17 protein-coding genes are annotated in these 17,386 nt (G+C 67.8%); 4 read left to right on the forward strand and 13 right to left on the reverse strand.

Going from position 1 to position 17,386, the window contains the following annotated elements; genetic code table 11:
* Positions 1 to 9: 9 nt before the first annotated feature.
* The 8 genes from apaG to CR156_RS00800 form a co-directional block, all read right to left on the reverse strand.
* On the reverse strand, positions 10 to 393 hold the full coding sequence (gene apaG, locus CR156_RS00765; RefSeq protein ID WP_025877914.1) for a Co2+/Mg2+ efflux protein ApaG: 384 nt from the start codon (positions 391 to 393) through the stop codon (positions 10 to 12).
* A gap of 13 nt (positions 394 to 406) precedes the next feature.
* The gene (rsmA, locus tag CR156_RS00770) at positions 407 to 1,210 is read right to left on the reverse strand and encodes a 16S rRNA (adenine(1518)-N(6)/adenine(1519)-N(6))-dimethyltransferase RsmA (protein WP_089238873.1); all 804 of its coding nucleotides are present in this window, start codon (positions 1,208 to 1,210) and stop codon (positions 407 to 409) included.
* Positions 1,207 to 2,187, reverse strand: coding sequence for a 4-hydroxythreonine-4-phosphate dehydrogenase PdxA (pdxA, locus tag CR156_RS00775; protein ID WP_100551602.1), 981 nt, complete (start codon positions 2,185 to 2,187; stop codon positions 1,207 to 1,209). The genes rsmA and pdxA overlap by 4 nt, the downstream gene beginning before the upstream one ends.
* Positions 2,188 to 2,190: 3 nt before the next feature.
* Positions 2,191 to 3,534 carry a peptidylprolyl isomerase gene (locus CR156_RS00780; protein ID WP_100551603.1) on the reverse strand — a complete coding sequence of 448 codons (1,344 nt, stop codon included), beginning with the start codon at positions 3,532 to 3,534 and terminating at the stop codon, positions 2,191 to 2,193.
* On the reverse strand, positions 3,531 to 6,011 hold the full coding sequence (gene lptD / locus CR156_RS00785) for an LPS-assembly protein LptD (RefSeq protein ID WP_165780960.1): 2,481 nt from the start codon (positions 6,009 to 6,011) through the stop codon (positions 3,531 to 3,533). Before lptD ends, CR156_RS00780 begins: the two co-directional genes overlap by 4 nt.
* Positions 6,012 to 6,100: 89 nt before the next feature.
* Complete coding sequence (locus CR156_RS00790) at positions 6,101 to 7,039, reverse strand: histone deacetylase family protein (RefSeq protein WP_100551605.1); 939 nt, start codon at positions 7,037 to 7,039, stop codon at positions 6,101 to 6,103.
* Positions 7,040 to 7,045: 6 nt separating this feature from the next.
* Positions 7,046 to 7,600: a cob(I)yrinic acid a,c-diamide adenosyltransferase gene (locus CR156_RS00795; RefSeq protein WP_100551606.1), complete on the reverse strand. Its 555-nt coding sequence runs from the start codon at positions 7,598 to 7,600 to the stop codon at positions 7,046 to 7,048.
* A gap of 8 nt (positions 7,601 to 7,608) precedes the next feature.
* Positions 7,609 to 8,193: a hypothetical protein gene (locus CR156_RS00800; protein WP_025877927.1), complete on the reverse strand. Its 585-nt coding sequence runs from the start codon at positions 8,191 to 8,193 to the stop codon at positions 7,609 to 7,611.
* Positions 8,194 to 8,302: 109 nt separating this feature from the next.
* Between CR156_RS00800 and ubiH the strand changes: the two genes are divergently transcribed.
* Both ubiH and CR156_RS00810 read left to right on the forward strand, forming a co-directional pair.
* On the forward strand, positions 8,303 to 9,508 hold the full coding sequence (gene ubiH, locus CR156_RS00805; protein WP_100551607.1) for a 2-octaprenyl-6-methoxyphenyl hydroxylase: 1,206 nt from the start codon (positions 8,303 to 8,305) through the stop codon (positions 9,506 to 9,508).
* On the forward strand, positions 9,505 to 10,686 hold the full coding sequence (locus CR156_RS00810; RefSeq protein ID WP_100551608.1) for a UbiH/UbiF family hydroxylase: 1,182 nt from the start codon (positions 9,505 to 9,507) through the stop codon (positions 10,684 to 10,686). Before ubiH ends, CR156_RS00810 begins: the two co-directional genes overlap by 4 nt.
* Before the next feature lie 236 nt (positions 10,687 to 10,922).
* Here CR156_RS00810 and CR156_RS00815 read toward each other — a convergent pair whose 3' ends face one another.
* From CR156_RS00815 to CR156_RS00835, 5 genes are all read right to left on the reverse strand, one after another.
* A complete protein-coding gene (locus CR156_RS00815; RefSeq protein ID WP_100551609.1) occupies positions 10,923 to 11,321 on the reverse strand; it encodes an EF-hand domain-containing protein in 399 nt (132 codons plus the stop codon).
* Positions 11,321 to 12,388 (reverse strand): 23S rRNA (cytidine(2498)-2'-O)-methyltransferase RlmM, encoded by a 1,068-nt coding sequence (gene rlmM, locus CR156_RS00820; protein ID WP_100551610.1) that lies wholly within the window; start codon positions 12,386 to 12,388, stop codon positions 11,321 to 11,323. Before rlmM ends, CR156_RS00815 begins: the two co-directional genes overlap by 1 nt.
* The gene (locus CR156_RS00825; RefSeq protein WP_033830398.1) at positions 12,372 to 12,932 is read right to left on the reverse strand and encodes a nucleoside deaminase; all 561 of its coding nucleotides are present in this window, start codon (positions 12,930 to 12,932) and stop codon (positions 12,372 to 12,374) included. The genes rlmM and CR156_RS00825 overlap by 17 nt, the downstream gene beginning before the upstream one ends.
* Before the next feature lie 96 nt (positions 12,933 to 13,028).
* Positions 13,029 to 13,760, reverse strand: coding sequence for a DUF6348 family protein (locus tag CR156_RS00830; protein WP_100551611.1), 732 nt, complete (start codon positions 13,758 to 13,760; stop codon positions 13,029 to 13,031).
* 181 nt (positions 13,761 to 13,941) lie between these two features.
* Positions 13,942 to 15,690 carry a glutamine--tRNA ligase/YqeY domain fusion protein gene (locus CR156_RS00835; RefSeq protein ID WP_100551612.1) on the reverse strand — a complete coding sequence of 583 codons (1,749 nt, stop codon included), beginning with the start codon at positions 15,688 to 15,690 and terminating at the stop codon, positions 13,942 to 13,944.
* 217 nt (positions 15,691 to 15,907) lie between these two features.
* Here CR156_RS00835 and CR156_RS00840 point away from each other — a divergent pair, with 217 nt between their 5' ends.
* Both CR156_RS00840 and msrA read left to right on the forward strand, forming a co-directional pair.
* Positions 15,908 to 16,171 (forward strand): putative signal transducing protein, encoded by a 264-nt coding sequence (locus CR156_RS00840; protein WP_089238899.1) that lies wholly within the window; start codon positions 15,908 to 15,910, stop codon positions 16,169 to 16,171.
* Positions 16,172 to 16,201: 30 nt separating this feature from the next.
* A complete protein-coding gene (gene msrA / locus CR156_RS00845; RefSeq protein ID WP_089241180.1) occupies positions 16,202 to 16,867 on the forward strand; it encodes a peptide-methionine (S)-S-oxide reductase MsrA in 666 nt (221 codons plus the stop codon).
* Positions 16,868 to 17,386 lie beyond the last annotated feature (519 nt).

A 17,386-nucleotide genomic window follows, 5' to 3' on the forward strand; every position in this document is an offset into this window, starting at 1 on the left:
GCCTCCGTGTCAGTGCAGGGTGCGCGGGATGGCCAGCACGAAGGGTGCGACCGGCGCGGCGAATTCGGTGCCATCGTCGGCCACCATGTCGTAATGGCCCTGCATCGTGCCGTGCTCGGTGCCGAGCATGACACCTGAGGTGTAATGGAAGTCTTCACCCGGACGCAGGCGCGGCTGTTCGCCGATCACGCCATCGCCATCGACATGCTCGACGCGGCCGTTGGCATCGGTGATGCGCCAATGGCGTGCGACCAGGCGCGCAGCAACGCGGCCCTGGTTGTGGATGCGGATCGTATAGGCGAACGCATAGCGACCGTCTTCCGGTGCGGATTGGTCGTCGAGGAAGCGCGGTGCGACTTCGACGGAGATGGCGTAAACGTCAGCGTCTTCCATACCAGCAGTGTAATCAGGAGGCATTGGCCAAAGCGATGAATTCAGCCACGTCCAGCTGTTCGGCGCGGGCATCGGGACGCACGCCGGCGGCCACGAACTGCTCGGCGCTGACCACGTTGTTCAGGGCATTGCGCAGGGTCTTGCGGCGTTGGCCGAAGGCGGCCCTGACCACGTCGGCGAAGCGCTTGTGGTCCTTGATGTTGATGGTGGCCGGGTCACGCGGTATCAGACGCACCACGGCCGAATCGACCTTCGGTGGCGGCCTGAACGCACCCGGCGGCACCACGAACAGCGAGGTCACCTCGCAGTAGGCCTGCAGCATCACGCTGAGGCGGCCGAACACCTTGCTGCCGGGACCGGCGGCCATGCGATCGACCACTTCCTTCTGCAGCATGAAGTGCATGTCGGAAATCACCGCAGCGTGTTCCAGCGCATGGAACAGGATCGGCGAGGAAATGTTGTAGGGCAGGTTGCCGACCAGGCGGATCGGCTGGCCATCGGCAAGCTCGGTGAAGTCCACCCGCAGCACATCGCGGTTGACGATGGTCAACTCGCCCAGCGGTTCGGCGGCCGCGGTCAACGGCGCGATCAGGTCGCGGTCGAACTCGATCACCGTCATCTTCGGGTGCACGCGCAGCAGCGGCAGGGTGATCGCACCCTGGCCCGGGCCGATCTCGACCAGGCGGTCGCCGTCCCTGGGATTGACCGCCATCACGATCTTGTCGATGTAGTAGCGGTCGGCAAGGAAGTGCTGGCCGAGCTGCTTCTTGGCCGGGGCGGAAAACACCGGGCCGGAGGGGGAATGCGGGGAAGTCATGTGCTCAGTGTACGTTGCCGCGCCAGCCGCGCACACAGCGTCGTGGCGGCCTGCAGGCTGGAAGGATCGGCAACGCCGCGGCCGGCAAGATCCAGCGCGGTGCCGTGGTCCACCGCCACGCGCGGGTAGGGCAGGCCCAGGGTCAGGTTCACCGCCTGCTCGAAGCCGGAGTACTTCAGCACCGGCAGGCCCTGGTCGTGGTACATGGCCAGCACGGTGTCGAAGCCGGCCAGCTTGGCCGGCAGGAACGCGGTATCGGCCGGCAGCGGGCCGATCAGGTCCATGCCCTCGCTGCGCAGGCGCTGCAGCAGCGGGATGACCAGATCCAGTTCCTCGCGACCGAGGTGGCCGTCTTCGCCGGCATGCGGGTTCAGGCCAAGCACGGCGATGCGCGGTGCGGCCAGGCCGAACTCGCGGCGCAGCGCGGCATGCACGGTGCGCAGGGTGTGTTCCAGGCCGGGGGCGGTGATCGCATCGGCGACCTCACGCAGCGGCAGGTGGGTTGTGGCCAGGGCAACGCGGACGATGTCGTTGGCCAGCATCATCACCACCTTCACTCCGGCCTGGTCGGCCAGCAGTTCGGTGGTGCCGCTGTAGGCGATGCCGCCCTGGTTGATCACCGCCTTGTGCACCGGGCCGGTCACCACGCCGTGCAGCTCACCGGACAGGCAGGCCTGGCCAGCACCCAGCAGGGCAGCAATCACTGCGCCTGCGTTGGCAGGGTCGGTATGGCCAAAACGGCTGGGGGTGCGGTTGGCGACGGCGCGCAGGCGCAGGTCGCCGGGGACGCGGGCATGCGCGCCCTCGGGCAGCAGTTGCAGGGGCAGGTTCAGCGCGGCAGCGGCCGCGCGCAGGGTGTCCGGATCGGCGAATGCCAGCAGCCGGCAATCATCGCGCGGCTGCTGGACCAGTCGGACACACAGCTCCGGGCCGATCCCGGCGGGCTCGCCCGGTACCAGAGCGAGCTCGGGGAGCATGGCTCAGGACTGCGGAGGCGTGGCGGTATTTTCCGCCCGGTCACCGCTGCGGAAGCTGACGAAGGCTTCGCCACGCAGCTCCTGCAGGAAGCGGTTGTACTCGTCTTCCAGCTTGCGGCGACCGATGGTCTCGCGGACCTGGGCGCGCTGGTTGTCACTGCCGACATCGGTCTGGCGGGTGCCCACGCGCTGCACGATGTGCCAGCCCGCATCGGTGCGGAACGGCTGGCTGACGCCGCCGTCCTGGATGCCTGCCACCTGCTGGCCGAAGGCCGGGCCGAATGCGTCGGCCGGGAACCAGCCCAGATCGCCGCCCTGGCCCTTGCTGTTGGTGTCCTCGGACGATTCCTTGGCCACCTGCTGGAAGTCGGCACCGCCGGCAATGCGGGCGCGCAGGGTATCGATCTTGGCCTTGGCGGCCGCGTCGGACTGTGCATCGTCCACGCGCACCAGGATATGGCGGCCGTGGTACTCGGTGACGGTGTGGGTGCCTGCCGCCGCGCTGGCGTCACGCACTTCCACCAGCTTCAGCAGCTGGAAGCCGCTCGGGCCGCGGATCGGGCCAACCACTTCGCCAGCCTTCATCTGCTGCATCGTCTGTGCGAACGCCGCCGGGATTTCATCCAGGGTGCGCCAGCCAAGGTCGCCGCCTTCCAGTGCATTGGGGCTGTCGGAATAGCGCACGGCCGCCGCATTGAAGTCCAGTTCGCCCTTGTCCAGCAGCTCCTTCACGCCGTCGGCCTTCTTCTGGCCGGTGGCGATCTGCTCGGCAGTGGCGCCGTCGGGCAGGGCGACCAGGATGTGCGCCAAGTGGAATTGGTTGCCGGCATCGGCCTGCTGCTTCAGGGCCGCATCGACCTCGCCTTCGCTGACGCTGATGCGGCTCTGCGCAAAGCTCTGGCGCAGGCGCTGCACGGTGATCTCGTCACGCACCGAGGCGCGGAAATCGTTGAAATCGATGCCGTCATGGGCCAGACGCTGACGCAGGGCATCCAGGGTCGAACCGTTCTGCTGGGCGATGGCATTCATCGCCTGGGTCAGTTCCTGGTCGCCGACATGGATACCGCTGCCCTGCGCACGGGCCACCTGCAGCTTGACCAGCACCAGGCGCTCGAGCACCTGGCGGCTGAGCACGTCATCAGGGGGCAGCTGGGCCTCGCGGCCGGCGTACTGCGCCTTGATGTTGGCGATCGCACGCTGGAGCTCGCTCTGCAGGATCACGTCCTCATCGACGACAGCAGCGATGCGGTCCAACGGCTGGGCCTCCTGCGCAATGACCTGCAGGGGGGCGGACACGCTGGACACCGCCAGAAGCGATGCGAGGAGAACGGGGAAGCTCTTGGTCATGGGATCAGATTCGGATCGTAGTCATCGCGGGTCGCGCCGGTGTTGCTGGGCGGCACGAGATAGAGGTCGTCGCGGTTGTAGCCGAGGATAGCACGGCGCAAAGTGCGGTCCGTGTCCTGGCCGAGGGAGCTCAAGCCCTTGAGCACGAACTCGAGCTGGATGGAGTTGTTCATTTCGCCTTCGCGGTTGCGCACGTAGCGGCGGGCCACGGCGCGCACGGCCAGGCAGCAGCTGTCCCACTGTACGCCACCGATGATCTCCAGCGGTTCCTTGTCCTGGATCGAGTAGTAATAACGGCCCACCAGGCTCCAGCGCTCGTTCAGCGGGTACAGGAACGACAGGTCGGCCTGTTCCAGCAGGGTGCGGTCGTGCTTGTTGGCGGTGGCCGGGGCGCCGGAATTGATGCGGTAACGGTAGGTCAGGTTGACCACGCCGTCGTTGGACATCAGGTAGCGGGCACGGACGCTGGCCAGATCCTCGCGCTTGTACTTGGGATCCCACTGGTAGGTGGCGCCCAGCGTCCAGCGGTCGTTGATCATGTAGTTGCCGTCGGCGATCCAGGCCGACTTGCCCTTTTCCACCGGCGCGCCACCGGGGGTCACGGACACCCGCGATTCGTCGAAGTACTGGATCTGGCCGATGGAGGCCGAGAAGCGTTCCTTGCCGGTGGTCTGGTCGATGAAGCGGGTGCTCAGGGCCATGGTCAGCTGGTTGGCGTCGTTCTGGCGATCAGCGCCCGTATAACGCGAATCGCGGAACAGCTGGCCCCAGCTGAAGGTGAAGTCGCGGGTATCGAAGATCGGCAGCTCGTCCTGATCGCGGTAGGGCGTGCGCAGGTAGAACAGGCGCGGCTCCAGGGTCTGCAGGAACGACTTGCCACCGATCTTCGTCTCACGATCGAAGAACAGGCCGGCGTCGAGGCTGGCGATCGGCAGGCTGCGGCTGGGCGAGGTATTGCCGCGCAGCTGTTCCGGCGTGGCCGTGTTCGGATCGATGCCCTGCGAGACCAGGATGCTCCTGCGGGTGGCATCGGCCAACCCGCGGTCCAGCTCGTAGCCGGTGTAACGGTAGGCCAGGGTCGGGGTGACGTACCAGGCCGCGCCGCTGATCGGGAACGACACGTAGGGCTTCACATCCAGGCGCGAGCCGCCGTAAATGCGCTGGGTCTGGCCGTTGCGCGTGTACTGCAGGTCGGGACCGGCCTCGGCGCCGTACTTGAAGTTGATGTCGTCGTGGGTGAAGCGCACGGCCTCGGCATAGACACCGGTCTCCAGCCACGGCAGCAGCGGCTTGTCCCAGTTGAGGAACAGGCGTGGCTGCCGGTTGTAAGGCAGCGCGCTCTCGTTGAGGGTGTAGTCGGTCAGCTGCCAGCGGTCGGCCATGATGCCGGCCGTCCAGTTCTTGCCGGTGCCATACAGGCCCACGGTGCTCTGCAGGTTCGAGGCGGTGACACCTACCAGGCGGTTGGCGAAGTCTTCCACGTAGCGCTCGTCGCTGACCCAGGCCAGGTTGGCACGGGCCTGCCAGTGGCTGTCCACGTTGTGGTAGCCACCGAATATCACCTGGCCGCGATCGCGGTCGCGCAGCTTGTCGTTGGGCATGAACGCGGTGATCAGTTCGCCGCGGCCGCCTTCATAGAGGTAGCGGAACTCGTTGTCGAGCATCAGGCCGCGCCGGCTCATGTAGCGCGGGGTCAACGTGTCGTCGTAGTTCGGCGCCAGGTTGAAGTAGATCGGCTGTGCGTAATCGAAACCGTTGCGCCCGGACATGCCCAGCTGCGGGAACAGCAGGCCTGTCTTGCGCCGGTCATCGATCGGGAACTTGAAGTAGGGCGCCCACAGGATCGGCACCTTGCCGATCCGCAGTACGGCGTTGCGGGCGGTGCCGAAGCCTTCGTCGTTGTCGACTTCGATCTCCGGCGCCGTCAGCCGCCATACCGGCTGCGACGGGTCGCAGGTGGTGTAGGTGGAGCGGTGCATCTGCCCGACCGCGCCCTGCAGGTCGACTGATTCGGCTTCGCCATTGCCGCGGCGGGACACCAGCTGGTACTGGATGTCGGTGATCTTGTGGGTGTCGCTTTCCTGGTTGCCCTCGGCGCGCTTGGCGACCATCCGGATCGAGGCATCCTGGTAACGGACGTTGCCGTCGGCGACGTAGTTGCCGCTTTCGGTATCGAAGCTGAGCTTGTCGGTGCCGACGAACTGGTCGCCCCGGCGCAGCGCCACATTGCCCTGGTACTGCGGCACGGTGGTGGTGCCCAGCAGCTGGTCGCCCTCGATGTCGGTGGGCTGCTGTTCGCGCGCAGCGCTGGCGGCAGCCTTGTCCTGGCCGGGCACCGGCGTCGGCGCGTCGGTGAACGCAGGGATCACGTCCGTGGCCGGGCAAAGGCCCCAGTTGAGCGGCTTGTCATCGGCCCATGCCGGAAGGCAGACGGCGATGCTCAGGGGCAGGGGAAGCAGGCGGAGGGCTCGGCGCACGCGGTTCGGATTCGGGCGAAAACGGACGGTAGCTTGCCCCATCCCTTGCATAGGGGCAATGAAGGCCTCCCCGGATTGCCGGTTCGGGTTCATCCAGGCCCGTTGCCGGAAGGCGTCGCCATCAGTGCCTGCAGATGGGCCACGCTGCACTCGGCCAGGGCCTGCAGGTCGTATCCGCCCTCCAGCATCGACACCACCCGGCCAGCGGCATGGCGGCGTGCCAGCGCGTGCAGTTCGCGGGTGATCCAGGCGAAATCGTCGGTCTCCAGCATCAGGTCGGCCTGCGGATCGCGCAGGTGGGCATCGAAGCCGGCCGAGATCAGCAGCAGCTGGGGGCGGAAGTCGTCGATCGCCGGCAGCATCTCGTCGGCCCAGACGTTGCGGAAGCGGAAGCCACCGCTGCCCGGTGGCAGCAGGATGTTCATCAGGTTGCCGGCGCCGCGGTCACGGCGCAGGCCGGACTCGGGGAACAGCCCTGCCTGATGGGTGCTGTAGTAGGACACCCGGGCGTCGTGCTGGAAGATGTCCTGGGTGCCGTTGCCGTGGTGGACATCGAAATCGACCACCGCGATCCGCTCCAGGCCGTGGCGATCGCGGGCGTAGGCGGCGGCGATGGCGATGTTGTTGAGCAGGCAGAAACCCATCGCGGTACTGCTGGTGGCATGGTGGCCGGGCGGGCGCACCGCGCAGAAGGCCAGTGGATCCTCACCCAGCATCACTGCATCGACGGCCGCGACACCTGCGCCGGCGGCATGCACCGCGGCACTGGCCGAACCCGGCGAGGTCCAGGTGTCCATGTCCAGCTGGCGCAGCGGTGCGGTCTGCGGTTGCAGCACCAGATCCAGCAGCGCGCTGTCGTGGACCCGGGTCAGTTCGCCAAACTTGGCCGGTGGCGCTTCGCGCCACTCCAGTTGGCCGGGGAAAGCCTCATGCAGCGCATCGAGCACCACCTGCAGGCGTTGCGGGCATTCAGGATGGCCAGGGCCGGGATCGTGCAGCAGGCAGGCGGGATGGGTGAAGACCAACATGGCGGCTCAGCGCTGGCGATGCTGTGGTTGCCACAGCGCTTCGCCGTGGCCATCGGCCCGTGCCAGCACCCGGGCCAGCACGAACAGCAGGTCTGACAGCCGGTTGAGGTACTGCAGCGCTTCGCTGCGTACCGGTTCCACCCGGGCCAGGGCCACCGTGTCGCGCTCGGCGCGGCGGACCACGGTACGGGCCAGGTGGCAGCGCGCGGCGGCCTCGCCGCCGGCCGGCAGGATGAACTCCTTCAGCATCGGCAGGTCGGCGTTGTAGTGGTCCAGCTGCTGTTCCAGGGCCGATACGTCGGCGGCGTGGATCGCGGCATGGCCGGGAACGCACAGTTCGGCGCCCAGATCGAACAGCTGGTGCTGCAGGTGCACGACCAGCGCGCGGATGTCCTCCGGCAGCGGCACGGCGAGCAACAGCCCGAGCGTGGCATTGGCTTCGTCGACGGTGCCATAGGAGGCAACACGCAGATCGTCCTTGCCGACCCGGCTGCCGTCACCCAGGCCGGTGCTGCCGTCGTCGCCGGTGCGGGTGTAGATGCGCGAGAGGCGATGACCCATGGCGCGGCTCAGTGATGGATGTCGCGGCGGGCCTGCAGGAGCTTGAGCACCTGCTCCACGGCCAGCTGCAGTGCGGCGGCCAGGGCCACGTAGATCGCGGTGGTGCGCAGGTAGGGGCCGAACCACTGTGCGTAGTTCTGCGCCCAGCCGGCCACGGTCGGCTCGGCCACGTTCTGGCTGGTCCAGTAGAAACCGCCCTGTGCCAGCAGATGGCACAGCGCCACCGACGCCACCAGCAGCAACGCACCCTTGCCCAGCACCGACCACTGCGCACTGCGGTAGTTGCGGCCCAGCAGCATGCCGCCGGCCCACATGGCGAAGTACGCCGGCAACAGCAGCCAGTAGCCCGGCGACACGCAGTAGTGCTGCCAGAAATCGAGGCCGCTGCTGCGGATCACGATCCAGTCGACCAGCACCGCGAACACCATCAGCAGCGGGAACGCCCAGCGGGTCCAGCGGGCGAGGTAGAAGCCGCCGATGAAGAACACGGCCCAGGAGGCGTCCGGGATTGCCGCGAAGTGATTGACGCGGGTCGCCGCCAGCAACAGCACGAGCACTGACAGGACGAAGGCGCGGGGTGCGGAGTCGGACATGGCGGTGGGGGCCGGAGCGGATTCAGGTTTCATTCTAGCCCGGCGCGACGCTGGGCGCAGGCGGGGCCGTGCCGGGCATGCAGGCGCGGCGAGCGCGTATCATGCGCCCATGAGTGAACGACATGACGTGCTGATCGTCGGTGGTGGTCTGGTGGGTGCCAGCCTGGCCATCGCCCTGGACCGGCTGGGCCGCGACGTGGGCCTGCTCGAGGCCAGCCCGGCTGGCGAACTGCCAGCGGTGTTCGACCAGCGCAACCTCAGTTTTGCCGCAGCCACCATCAACGCGCTGACCGCGCTGGGGGTCATGCAGAAACTGTCGATGGCGCCCGGCCCGATCCGCCGCATCCATGTCAGCCGCGCCGGTGATTTCGGCCGCGTGCAGCTCGATGCAACGGATTACGACCGGCCGTGGTTCGGCCAGGTGGTGGTGGCGCGTGATTTCGGCCAGGCGCTGGAAAGCCGGCTGCAGGAGCTGCCACGACTGCGCCGCTACCGGCCGATGCGTTTCCTTGGTCTGGGCGATGTGATTGATGGTTACCGCCAGGTGCGGGTGGCCGATGACAGCGGCGAGCGCGTGCTGCTGGCGCGACTGGTGGTCGGTGCCGACGGCACCAGCAGCGGCGTGCGAGATGCGTTGGGCATCGAAGTTGATCGCCACGATTTCCAGCAGACGCTGTTCGTGGCCCGCGTACGCAGCCAGCGTGCGCCCGATGGCACCGCCTGGGAGCGCTTCACCGATACCGGCCCGACGGCGTTGCTGCCGCGTGGCGACCGCCATTTCGGCACCGTGCATGGCGTCGCCCGTGACCAGGCCGAAGCGGTGATGGCGCTGGACGACAGCGCGTGGCTGCAGCGCCTGCAGCAGGCCATCGGCTGGCGTGCGGGTCGCCTGCTCGACTCTGGTCCGCGCAGCGCCTATCCGCTGATCCAGGTACTGGCGAGCGCGCTGGTGGGGGAGCGCACGGTGCTGCTTGGCAATGCCGCGCAGACCATCCATCCGCTGGGTGCACAGGGTTTCAACCTCGGCCTGCGCGATGCGTTGACGTTGGCCGAGCTGCTGGAAGTGGAGGGCGACGCTGGCAGCGACGCACTGCTGCGATCCTATGTGGCCCGCCGTGAAGAAGATCGACGACAGACGGTGGCGTTCTCCGGTGGTCTTGCGCGCCTGACCAGCAATCCGGCGCCGCTGCTGCGCCCCCTGCGCAGCCTGGGCCTGGTGGCCGCACAGCGCGCCTCGGTGCAGTCGATGCTGGTCGGTGGTGCGATGGGCTTCCGTGGCGACGTGCCGCGCCTGTGTCGCGGAGAAGCCGCATGAACCGGCGCGCACGCCTGGACGTGGTCATTGTGGGCGGCGGCGTGGTCGGCGCTGCCTGCGCGCTGGCCCTGGCCGATGCTGGTCTTGCCGTGGCGCTGGTGGAAGGACGCGAGCCTGCACCGTGGCAGGCCGCACAGCCGGATCTGCGGGTGTTCGCCTTCGCCGCCGACAACGTGCAGCTGCTGCAGCGTCTCGGTGTGTGGCCGACGATCGCGCAGGCGCGCGCCTGGCCGTACCGGCGCATGCAGGTGTGGGATGCGGCCGGTGGCGACGACCTGCTGTTCGACGCGGACCGCTTCGGCCGTCGCGAACTGGGTTTCATCGTCGAGAACGGGTTGCTGCAGGATCGCCTGTGGGCGGCGCTGCCGGCCGCCGGCGTGGAGCTGCATTGCCCGGCGCGCGTGGAAGCGCTCGAACAGGACGAGCACGGTGTGCGCCTGCGCCTGGATGATGGCCGTCGCATCGAAGCCGCGCTGGCCGTGGCTGCCGACGGTGCGGAATCGACCCTGCGCGGACTGGCCGGGATCGAGGTCGAGCGCCACGATTACCAGCAGCGCGGGGTGGTCGCCTATGTGGACAGCGAGCTGCCCAACCAAGCGACGGCCTGGCAGCGTTTCCTGCCGACCGGTCCGCTGGCGCTGCTGCCGGTGGCCGAGCGCCGCAGCTCCATCGTCTGGACGTTGCCCGACGACGAGGCGGCACGCGTGCTGGCGCTGGACGAAGACGCATTCAATCGTGAACTGACCCGTGCCTTCGCCGCGCGCCTGGGTGAGCTGCGGCTGGCCTCGCCGCGCGCGGCGTTCCCGCTGCGCCGGCAGTTGGCCCGCCACTACGTGGCCGGTCGCGTGTTGGCGCTGGGCGATGCCGCCCACGTGGTGCACCCGCTGGCCGGGCAGGGCGTCAACCTCGGCCTGCGCGACGTCGCCGCCCTGCGGCACTGGCTGGCGCCGTCCGCCGAACGTCGTGGGCAGCCACGGTTGTCGCCGCAGCGTCTGCAGCGCTGGGCGCGTGAGCGTCGCAGCGACAACCAGATCGCTGCTTACAGCTTCGACGCGATCAACCGACTGTTCTCCAACGACGAGATGCACCTGACCCTGGCGCGTGGACGCGCGCTGGGCTGTGCGGGCAAGTGGCCGCCGCTGGTGCAGGCCTTCTGGAAGCGCGCCGCAGGGGTGTGACGCCTGGGTGCCAACCAAGGTTGGCAACTACCAACCACGGGTGATGCGGGCCCGCGCCGAATCGCTTCTGGTAGACGCCAACCTTGGTTGGCGCGCGTGCCCCGGATCATCCACCGGTAGCGCCGGGCCATGCCCGGCGAGCGCGCAGCGCGGTTCATGGATCCCGCCGGGCATGGCCCGGCGCTACCGCCGTCGGTAGATCCACGCCATGCGTGGATACCGTTACCGCAGCGGCGTCAATCCACCAGCCAACCGGCCAGATCGGCGCGGTCCAGCTTGCCGCGACGCTTCACGTCCAATGCGTTGAACTCGTCGGCAAGCGCCGGGTTCACCTGCGCCTCCTCACGGCTGATGAAGCCATCACCGTCCACGTCCAGCTCGGCGAAATGGATGCGGTACTGGCCGACCACGCTGGCCGGCGCCACCGAACGCACCGTTATCGGGGTTTCGCCCAGCGGCACCACGATGTCGACGCTGCCGGTCACCCGGCCGGCCGACAGCGACTGCTGGCGGACCACGCCACTGTCATCGCGCAGCGGAGCACTCTGCGCCGGCTGCGGGCGCACCGGCTGTGCCAGTGCCGGCGATGCCAGCAACGCGGTACACAGCAGCAGGGAAATGCGCGGGGTGTTCATCAGCGCAGCGGCGACGCCAGCACCGTGATTTCCTCACGGTCGTGGTACAGCTGCTTGGCACGCACCACCAGCGGCTTGCCGGCCTGGTCCTGGAACAGGTCCAGGCACAGGCGCGTTTCGTCCCAGCGCTTCTTCATCGGCAGCTTCAGGTTGAAAATCGCGTGCTTGCACCAGCCTTCGCGGAACCAGGTGGCCATGCGTTCGGCGACGCGACGCGGTTGCTCGACCATGTCGCAGACCATCCAGTCCAGCGGCTGCTCCGGATGCCAATGGAAGCCATCGGCACGCAGGTGCTCGACCAGGCCGGTGTCCAGTACGTGCTGGCGCAGCGGGCCGTTGTCGATGCTCAGCACATGCACGTGCTGGCGGGTCAGCACCCAGGTCCAGCCGCCCGGTGCCGCGCCGAGGTCGGCCGCGCGCATGCCCGGGCGAACCAGCGCTTCGCGTTCTTCCGGGGCAAGCAGGGTCAGCAGTGCCTCATCCAGCTTCAATGCCGAGCGCGAGGGTGCGTCGGGCAACAGCTTCAGGCGCGGAATGCCCAACGCCCAGGGTGCACTGTCGTCCGGGTTGGCCACGCAGATGAAAGCGTGGGTGCCATCGACGAACACCACGTGCAGGCGCGGCAGGCGTGCGTTGGGTTTGTCGCTGAGTTTGCCGGCCTTGCGCAGCGCCGGGCGCAGGGCATTGCCGAACGCACGCGCCAGTCCGGACAGCGGTTTGCCAGCGTCCGAATCGGGATGCTCCACCCACAGATCACCAAAGCGCGGCGCATCGGCCAGCACGTCCAGCATCGGGGTGATGCGGTCGGCCGGGTCCAGCTGCGGCAGCTCGGCCAGCACCACCAGCTTCTGGCGGGCGAAGATCAGCTCGCGCCACGGCAGTCGCGGTGCAAGCGCCGCGGCTTCATCGCACATGAAGAGCACGTAGCCATCATTGCGCTGGGTGCGGGCGTAACCGGCAAAACCGGCAGCGCCTGCGCGGAACTGCAGTTCGCCGGCCAGCTCGGGCTCGAAGCCCTGCCGGCACAGGCACAGCAGGCCGATGCCGGTCTCAGTAACGGGCGCCATCGCTTTCCCCATAGGCACGCAGCACGCTGCGCGCCGCATCGCGGTTCAGACCCTGCACCACTTCGATGCCGCGCTTGTTGAGTTCGCCCACCCAGTCGGCCGGCAGCGGGCCTTCATCGAACGGGGTCAGTTCTTCCACGTCGGCCGAACTCGCGCCGATCAGCAGGCGGTCGATGCCGGCCCACACGGTGGCTCCGTAGCACTGGCAGCACGGCTGCGAGCTGGTGGCCAGGGTGATCGGCGACAGCACCGCGTTCAGGCGCGGGGTCTGCAGGCGCTGCTGGGCCAGCATGTAGGCCATGTTCTCGGCGTGCGCCAGCGAGGTCGAGTGCGGCATCACCCGGTTCACGCCGGCGGCGATCACCTTGTCATCCGGCCCGAACACCACGGCGCCGAACGGGCCGCCACTGGCGTGGTCGACGTTCAGCCGCGACAGCTCGATCGCCAGCGCGACCTTGGCCTCGTCGCCCGGATATCGACGATCCAGGTCGATCTGGTCGTGGATCCAGGCGGGAAGGGTCAGGTGGACTTGCGCGTACAGCATCGCGGGGGTGCCTCGTTGGGAGTGAAAGGAACAGGTGCAACAGATGTCGGCGCGCAGTGTAGCGGCAGTGGCATGTACCGGGCGTGCGCGCTGGATTCAGGCCGGTGACGGTGAGCCGGTGCGGATCACCACGTACTGCTTGCGGAACTCCAGCCCCGCCTGCGGCCAGCGTGCGGCATAGGCGCGCAGCAGTGGCAGGGCAGGGGCGAAGTCATGGCCGTTGACCCTGCAGTCGGCTTCGCACTGGCCCTGCTCGTCGCGCGACGCGAACAGGCGGATGGCCAGGAAGTGGTGGGCCTTCAGCAGGTCGTCGAAGGCGTCGATGCTCTTGGTGAACAGGCAGCAGGGGCAGGAGCCGTGGTCGTCCTCGCTGCACGCGGCAGCGTCGTCCAGTTCGCGGGCGCGGTAATGGGCCAGCGGCCCCAGCACCACGGTGCGCTCGTGTTCTTCGCCTTCGTCGCCGCTCGGGTAAGTCAGCCCCATCATCGGCAGATCCGGTGCGTCTTCGGCACCGACGGCGGCCTGCAGGGTCGCCAGATCCACCCGCACCCAGGTGTCGAAGCCGGACAGCAACGACTCCTGTTCGGTCGCGCCATTGGCGTGCTGGTATTCGAACAGGCCATCGGCGAACAGGCCGGCGTGACGGGTCTCGATGACGGTGGACGTCTGCCAGCCGCCGTTGTCGCGTTCGTTGCTGGAGACGCTGTGCGGCGTCAGCTGCAGGCCGCTGTCGAGCAACAGGTCGCCGCCCTCGACGGTGCAGGCGATGTCACGGCCCAGCAGGACCTGTTGCAGCAGCGGCAGAAGTGCACTCGGGTCAGCGGACATGGCAGGGCCTGACAGGGGCGAGGAGGGGATGATGACGCCGACAGCGGCTGCGCGGTGGCATTGCATGCCTGCGCTCGCGCAGCAAGGCCTGCCGTTACCGAGGGTCGGCTACGCAGGCTTCAGCAGAGGATGAGGCAGTTGCAGGATGACGCGGGCGCCTTCGCGGCGCCCGCGCAGGTCCTCAGGCCGACCAGGTGTCGCGCAGGGTCACGCTGCGGTTGAACACCGGCTTGGCTTCGGTGTGGTCACGGCGGTCGGCAACGAAGTAGCCGGTGCGCTCGAACTGGAACGACTGTTCCGGCGCCGCGGTGGCGGCAGCCGGCTCGACATAGCCGGTGACGGTGCGGCGCGATTCCGGATTGAGATAGTCGCGGTAGGTCTTGCCTTCCGATTCGTCGTCCGGGTTCGGTACCGAGAACAGGCGGTCGTACAGGCGGATCTCGGCCGGCACGCCGTGCACGGCGCTGACCCAGTGGATGGTGCCCTTGACCTTGCGGTTGGCGCCTTCCATGCCCGGGCGCGATTCCGGATCCAGCCAGCCGCGCAGCTCGGTGATGGTGCCGTCGGCATCCTTGATCACGTCGTCGCAGCGGATGATGCCGGCACCGCGCAGGCGCACTTCACCACCAGGAACCAGGCGCTTCCAGCCCTTCGGCGGCACTTCGGCGAAGTCCTCGCGGTCGATCCACACCTCACGTGCGAACGGCACTTCGCGGGTACCGAAGCTTTCGTCCTTCGGGTGGTTGCTGAAGGTCAGCTGCTCTTCGTGGCCTTCGGCCAGGTTGGTCAGCACCAGCTTGACCGGGTCGACCACGGCCATGCGACGCGGCGCGGCGCTGTCCAGGTCTTCGCGCAGCGCGCCTTCCAGTACGCTGAAATCGATCATCGAATTCTGCTTGCTGATGCCCACGCGCTCGGCGAACAGGCACATCGCCGCCGGCGTGTAGCCACGGCGACGCAGGCCCTGCAGGGTCGGCATGCGCGGGTCTTCCCAGCCGTCCACCAGCTGTTCGGTGACCAGCGCCATCAGCTTGCGCTTGCTCATCACCGTGTAGTTGATGTTCAAGCGCGAGAACTCGATCTGGCGCGGTTTGGCCGCTTCGCGCGGCAGGCCGGCGTCGACCAGCGGCTGGGTCAGCGCGTCATCGTGGGCGAAGTCGACGTTGTCCACGCACCAGTCGTACAGCGGGCGATGGTCTTCGAACTCCAGGGTGCACAGCGAGTGTGTGATGCCCTCGATCGAATCGCCCAGCGCATGGGCGAAGTCGTACATCGGGTAGATCGGCCATGCGTTGCCGGTGTTCTGGTGCTCGACGTGCTTGATGCGGTACAGCGCCGGATCGCGCAGGTTGATGTTGCCGCTGGCCATGTCGATCTTGGCGCGCACGGTGCGCGCGCCATCGGGGAATTCCCCGGCGCGCATGCGGCGGAACAGGTCGAGGTTTTCCTCGACGCTGCGCTCGCGGTAAGGCGAGGGGCGACCCGGTTCGGTCAGGGTGCCGCGGTAGGCGCGCACTTCCTCGGCCGACAGGTCGCAGACATAGGCCTTGCCGTCGGCGATCAGCTTCTCGGCGGCCAGGTAATAGGTCTGGAAGTAGTCCGAGGCGTGGCGCAGCTCGTTCCACTCAAAGCCCAGCCAACGCACGTCGTCCTGGATCGCAGCCACGTACTCCGGGTCTTCCTTGGCCGGGTTGGTGTCGTCGAAACGCAGGTTGCAGACGCCACTGAACTCACCGGCGATGCCGAAGTTCAGGCAGATCGACTTGGCATGGCCGATGTGCAGGTAGCCGTTCGGCTCCGGCGGGAAGCGGGTCTTGATCGCCTGGTGCTTACCGCTGGCCAGGTCCTCGCGCACGATCTGGCGGATGAAATCGCGCTTCTCGTGGCTGTCGGCGGGGGTCTCGGGGCTGGCGGGGGTGTGCTCTGACATGAGTCGGCGAAAGTAAGGCAGAAAGATTGCCAGTCTAACGCTTACCGGGAAGGGCTGCCCGGTGGGCGGGCATGGATGGTTGGTGTTGCCGGCCAGCGGCCGGCACTACCTGCGTCATCTGTAGTGCCGGCTGCTGGCCAGCAACCCGCGGATGCCGCCCCCGGCACCATTCATCCCCCGGGCGTATGCTGGAATCCTGTCCCACGGAGCCGCCCGCATGCACATCGTGTACAAGGCCGACAATCTGTTCGACGCCCACCTGGTCAAGCACGCGCTGGAAGACGCCGGCATCCCGGCCTTTGTGTTCGGCGAGTCGCTGCTGGGTGGCATGGGCGAGCTGCCGTTGTTCGGCGTGCTGCGGGTCGGTATCCCCGACGCCGCGCGCCCGCAGGCCGAGGACATCGTCGCCGCGCTGGACTTGGGCCACGCCCCCGGCGACCCCATTTCAGATGCCGACGACATTGCCGGCCTTCCGGCGTAGGAGCGCATCATGTTGGGAATCGGACAGGGCATCCTCGGCATCGGGGCCTTCAAGCAGCGCCTGCCGCGCCCGGAAGAAGCGCTGCCGGGCCGCGAGCAACCGCTGCCGCTGCACAGCAACCAGCACTTCGTGAACAGCCATCCGTTGAAGGACCGTTTCGCCGGCCTGCAGCAGATCCGCTTCGCCCTGGGCTGCTTCTGGGGCGCCGAGCGCAAGTTCTGGAGCGAACCGGGCGTGTACAGCACCTCGGTGGGCTATGCCGGCGGCATCACCCCGAACCCCACCTATGAAGAGGTCTGTTCAGGCCTGACCGGCCACACCGAGGTGGTGCAGGTGGTGTTCGACCCGGCGGTGGTGAGCCTGGAGCGGCTGCTGCAGCTGTTCTGGGAGAGCCACGACCCGACCCAGGGCATGCGCCAGGGCAACGACACAGGCACCCAGTACCGTTCGGCGATCCACGCTACCGACGAGGCGCAGTACGCGGCGGCGCTGGCCAGCCGCGAGGCCTACCAGGCGCAGTTGGCTGCAGCGGGCTATGGCCCGATCACCACCGAGATCGTGTACCCGGCGCCTGAGTACTACTACGCCGAGGACTATCACCAGCAGTACCTGGCGAAGAATCCGAACGGTTACTGCGGCATCGGCGGTACCGGCGTGAGCTGCCCGATCGGGTTGGATGTGGAGGTGCCGCGCTGACGCGCGGTGGTCCGCCTGCGGCGGGCAGAAGCTGAAAGCAACGGCCAAAGCCAAAGCCAAAGCGGCTCTGGGTTGCTGCGGGTTGGGCGGGGCGGTGTGGGTTGGCAGGACACGCCGTGAACCCATCCATGGGGGCTCGATGGCGCCATCCATGGCGCCAACGGTCCTGCCAACCCACACCGCCCCGCCCCCGACAGTTTCCCGGTGACGGTGGGCAAGAGCATTGGGTTACTGACGACCTGATAGAAAACAAAAAGGACGCGGCATTCGCCGCGTCCTTTTTGTTTGTGAGCACGCGTAGCGCGCGACCCGCTTTTGCTCTTCTTTTCTTTCTTCCGTGGCGGACCGCCGCAGGAAACTGTCAGAGGTCGGGCGGGTTGGGTTCGCGGGGGTGTCCGCGGCATGGATGCCGCGGCCAAGCCTCCATGGACGGATTCACGGCGTCTCCCGCGTACCCAACCCGCCCGGCCAAGCGCAGCTTTTGCTCATAGCGACCCGCCACAAGGGGCTCAGCCGTTG

The sequence above is a fragment of the Stenotrophomonas lactitubi genome, from assembly GCF_002803515.1.
Taxonomy (GTDB): Bacteria; Pseudomonadota; Gammaproteobacteria; order Xanthomonadales; family Xanthomonadaceae; genus Stenotrophomonas; species Stenotrophomonas lactitubi.

Coding starts and splice junctions, on each gene's coding strand:
- CR156_RS00835 (WP_100551612.1), bottom strand. CDS start 15,690: ATGTCAGAGCACACCCCCGCCAGCCCCGAGACCCCCGCCGACAGCCAC.
- rsmA (WP_089238873.1), bottom strand. CDS start 1,210: ATGACTTCCCCGCATTCCCCCTCCGGCCCGGTGTTTTCCGCCCCGGCC.
- CR156_RS00790 (WP_100551605.1), bottom strand. CDS start 7,039: ATGTTGGTCTTCACCCATCCCGCCTGCCTGCTGCACGATCCCGGCCCT.
- rlmM (WP_100551610.1), bottom strand. CDS start 12,388: ATGGCGCCCGTTACTGAGACCGGCATCGGCCTGCTGTGCCTGTGCCGG.
- pdxA (WP_100551602.1), bottom strand. CDS start 2,187: ATGCTCCCCGAGCTCGCTCTGGTACCGGGCGAGCCCGCCGGGATCGGC.
- apaG (WP_025877914.1), bottom strand. CDS start 393: ATGGAAGACGCTGACGTTTACGCCATCTCCGTCGAAGTCGCACCGCGC.
- CR156_RS00830 (WP_100551611.1), bottom strand. CDS start 13,760: ATGTCCGCTGACCCGAGTGCACTTCTGCCGCTGCTGCAACAGGTCCTG.
- CR156_RS00795 (WP_100551606.1), bottom strand. CDS start 7,600: ATGGGTCATCGCCTCTCGCGCATCTACACCCGCACCGGCGACGACGGC.
- CR156_RS00840 (WP_089238899.1), top strand. CDS start 15,908: ATGCACATCGTGTACAAGGCCGACAATCTGTTCGACGCCCACCTGGTC.
- CR156_RS00815 (WP_100551609.1), bottom strand. CDS start 11,321: ATGAACACCCCGCGCATTTCCCTGCTGCTGTGTACCGCGTTGCTGGCA.
- CR156_RS00780 (WP_100551603.1), bottom strand. CDS start 3,534: ATGACCAAGAGCTTCCCCGTTCTCCTCGCATCGCTTCTGGCGGTGTCC.
- CR156_RS00810 (WP_100551608.1), top strand. CDS start 9,505: ATGAACCGGCGCGCACGCCTGGACGTGGTCATTGTGGGCGGCGGCGTG.
- ubiH (WP_100551607.1), top strand. CDS start 8,303: ATGAGTGAACGACATGACGTGCTGATCGTCGGTGGTGGTCTGGTGGGT.
- CR156_RS00825 (WP_033830398.1), bottom strand. CDS start 12,932: ATGCTGTACGCGCAAGTCCACCTGACCCTTCCCGCCTGGATCCACGAC.
- CR156_RS00800 (WP_025877927.1), bottom strand. CDS start 8,193: ATGTCCGACTCCGCACCCCGCGCCTTCGTCCTGTCAGTGCTCGTGCTG.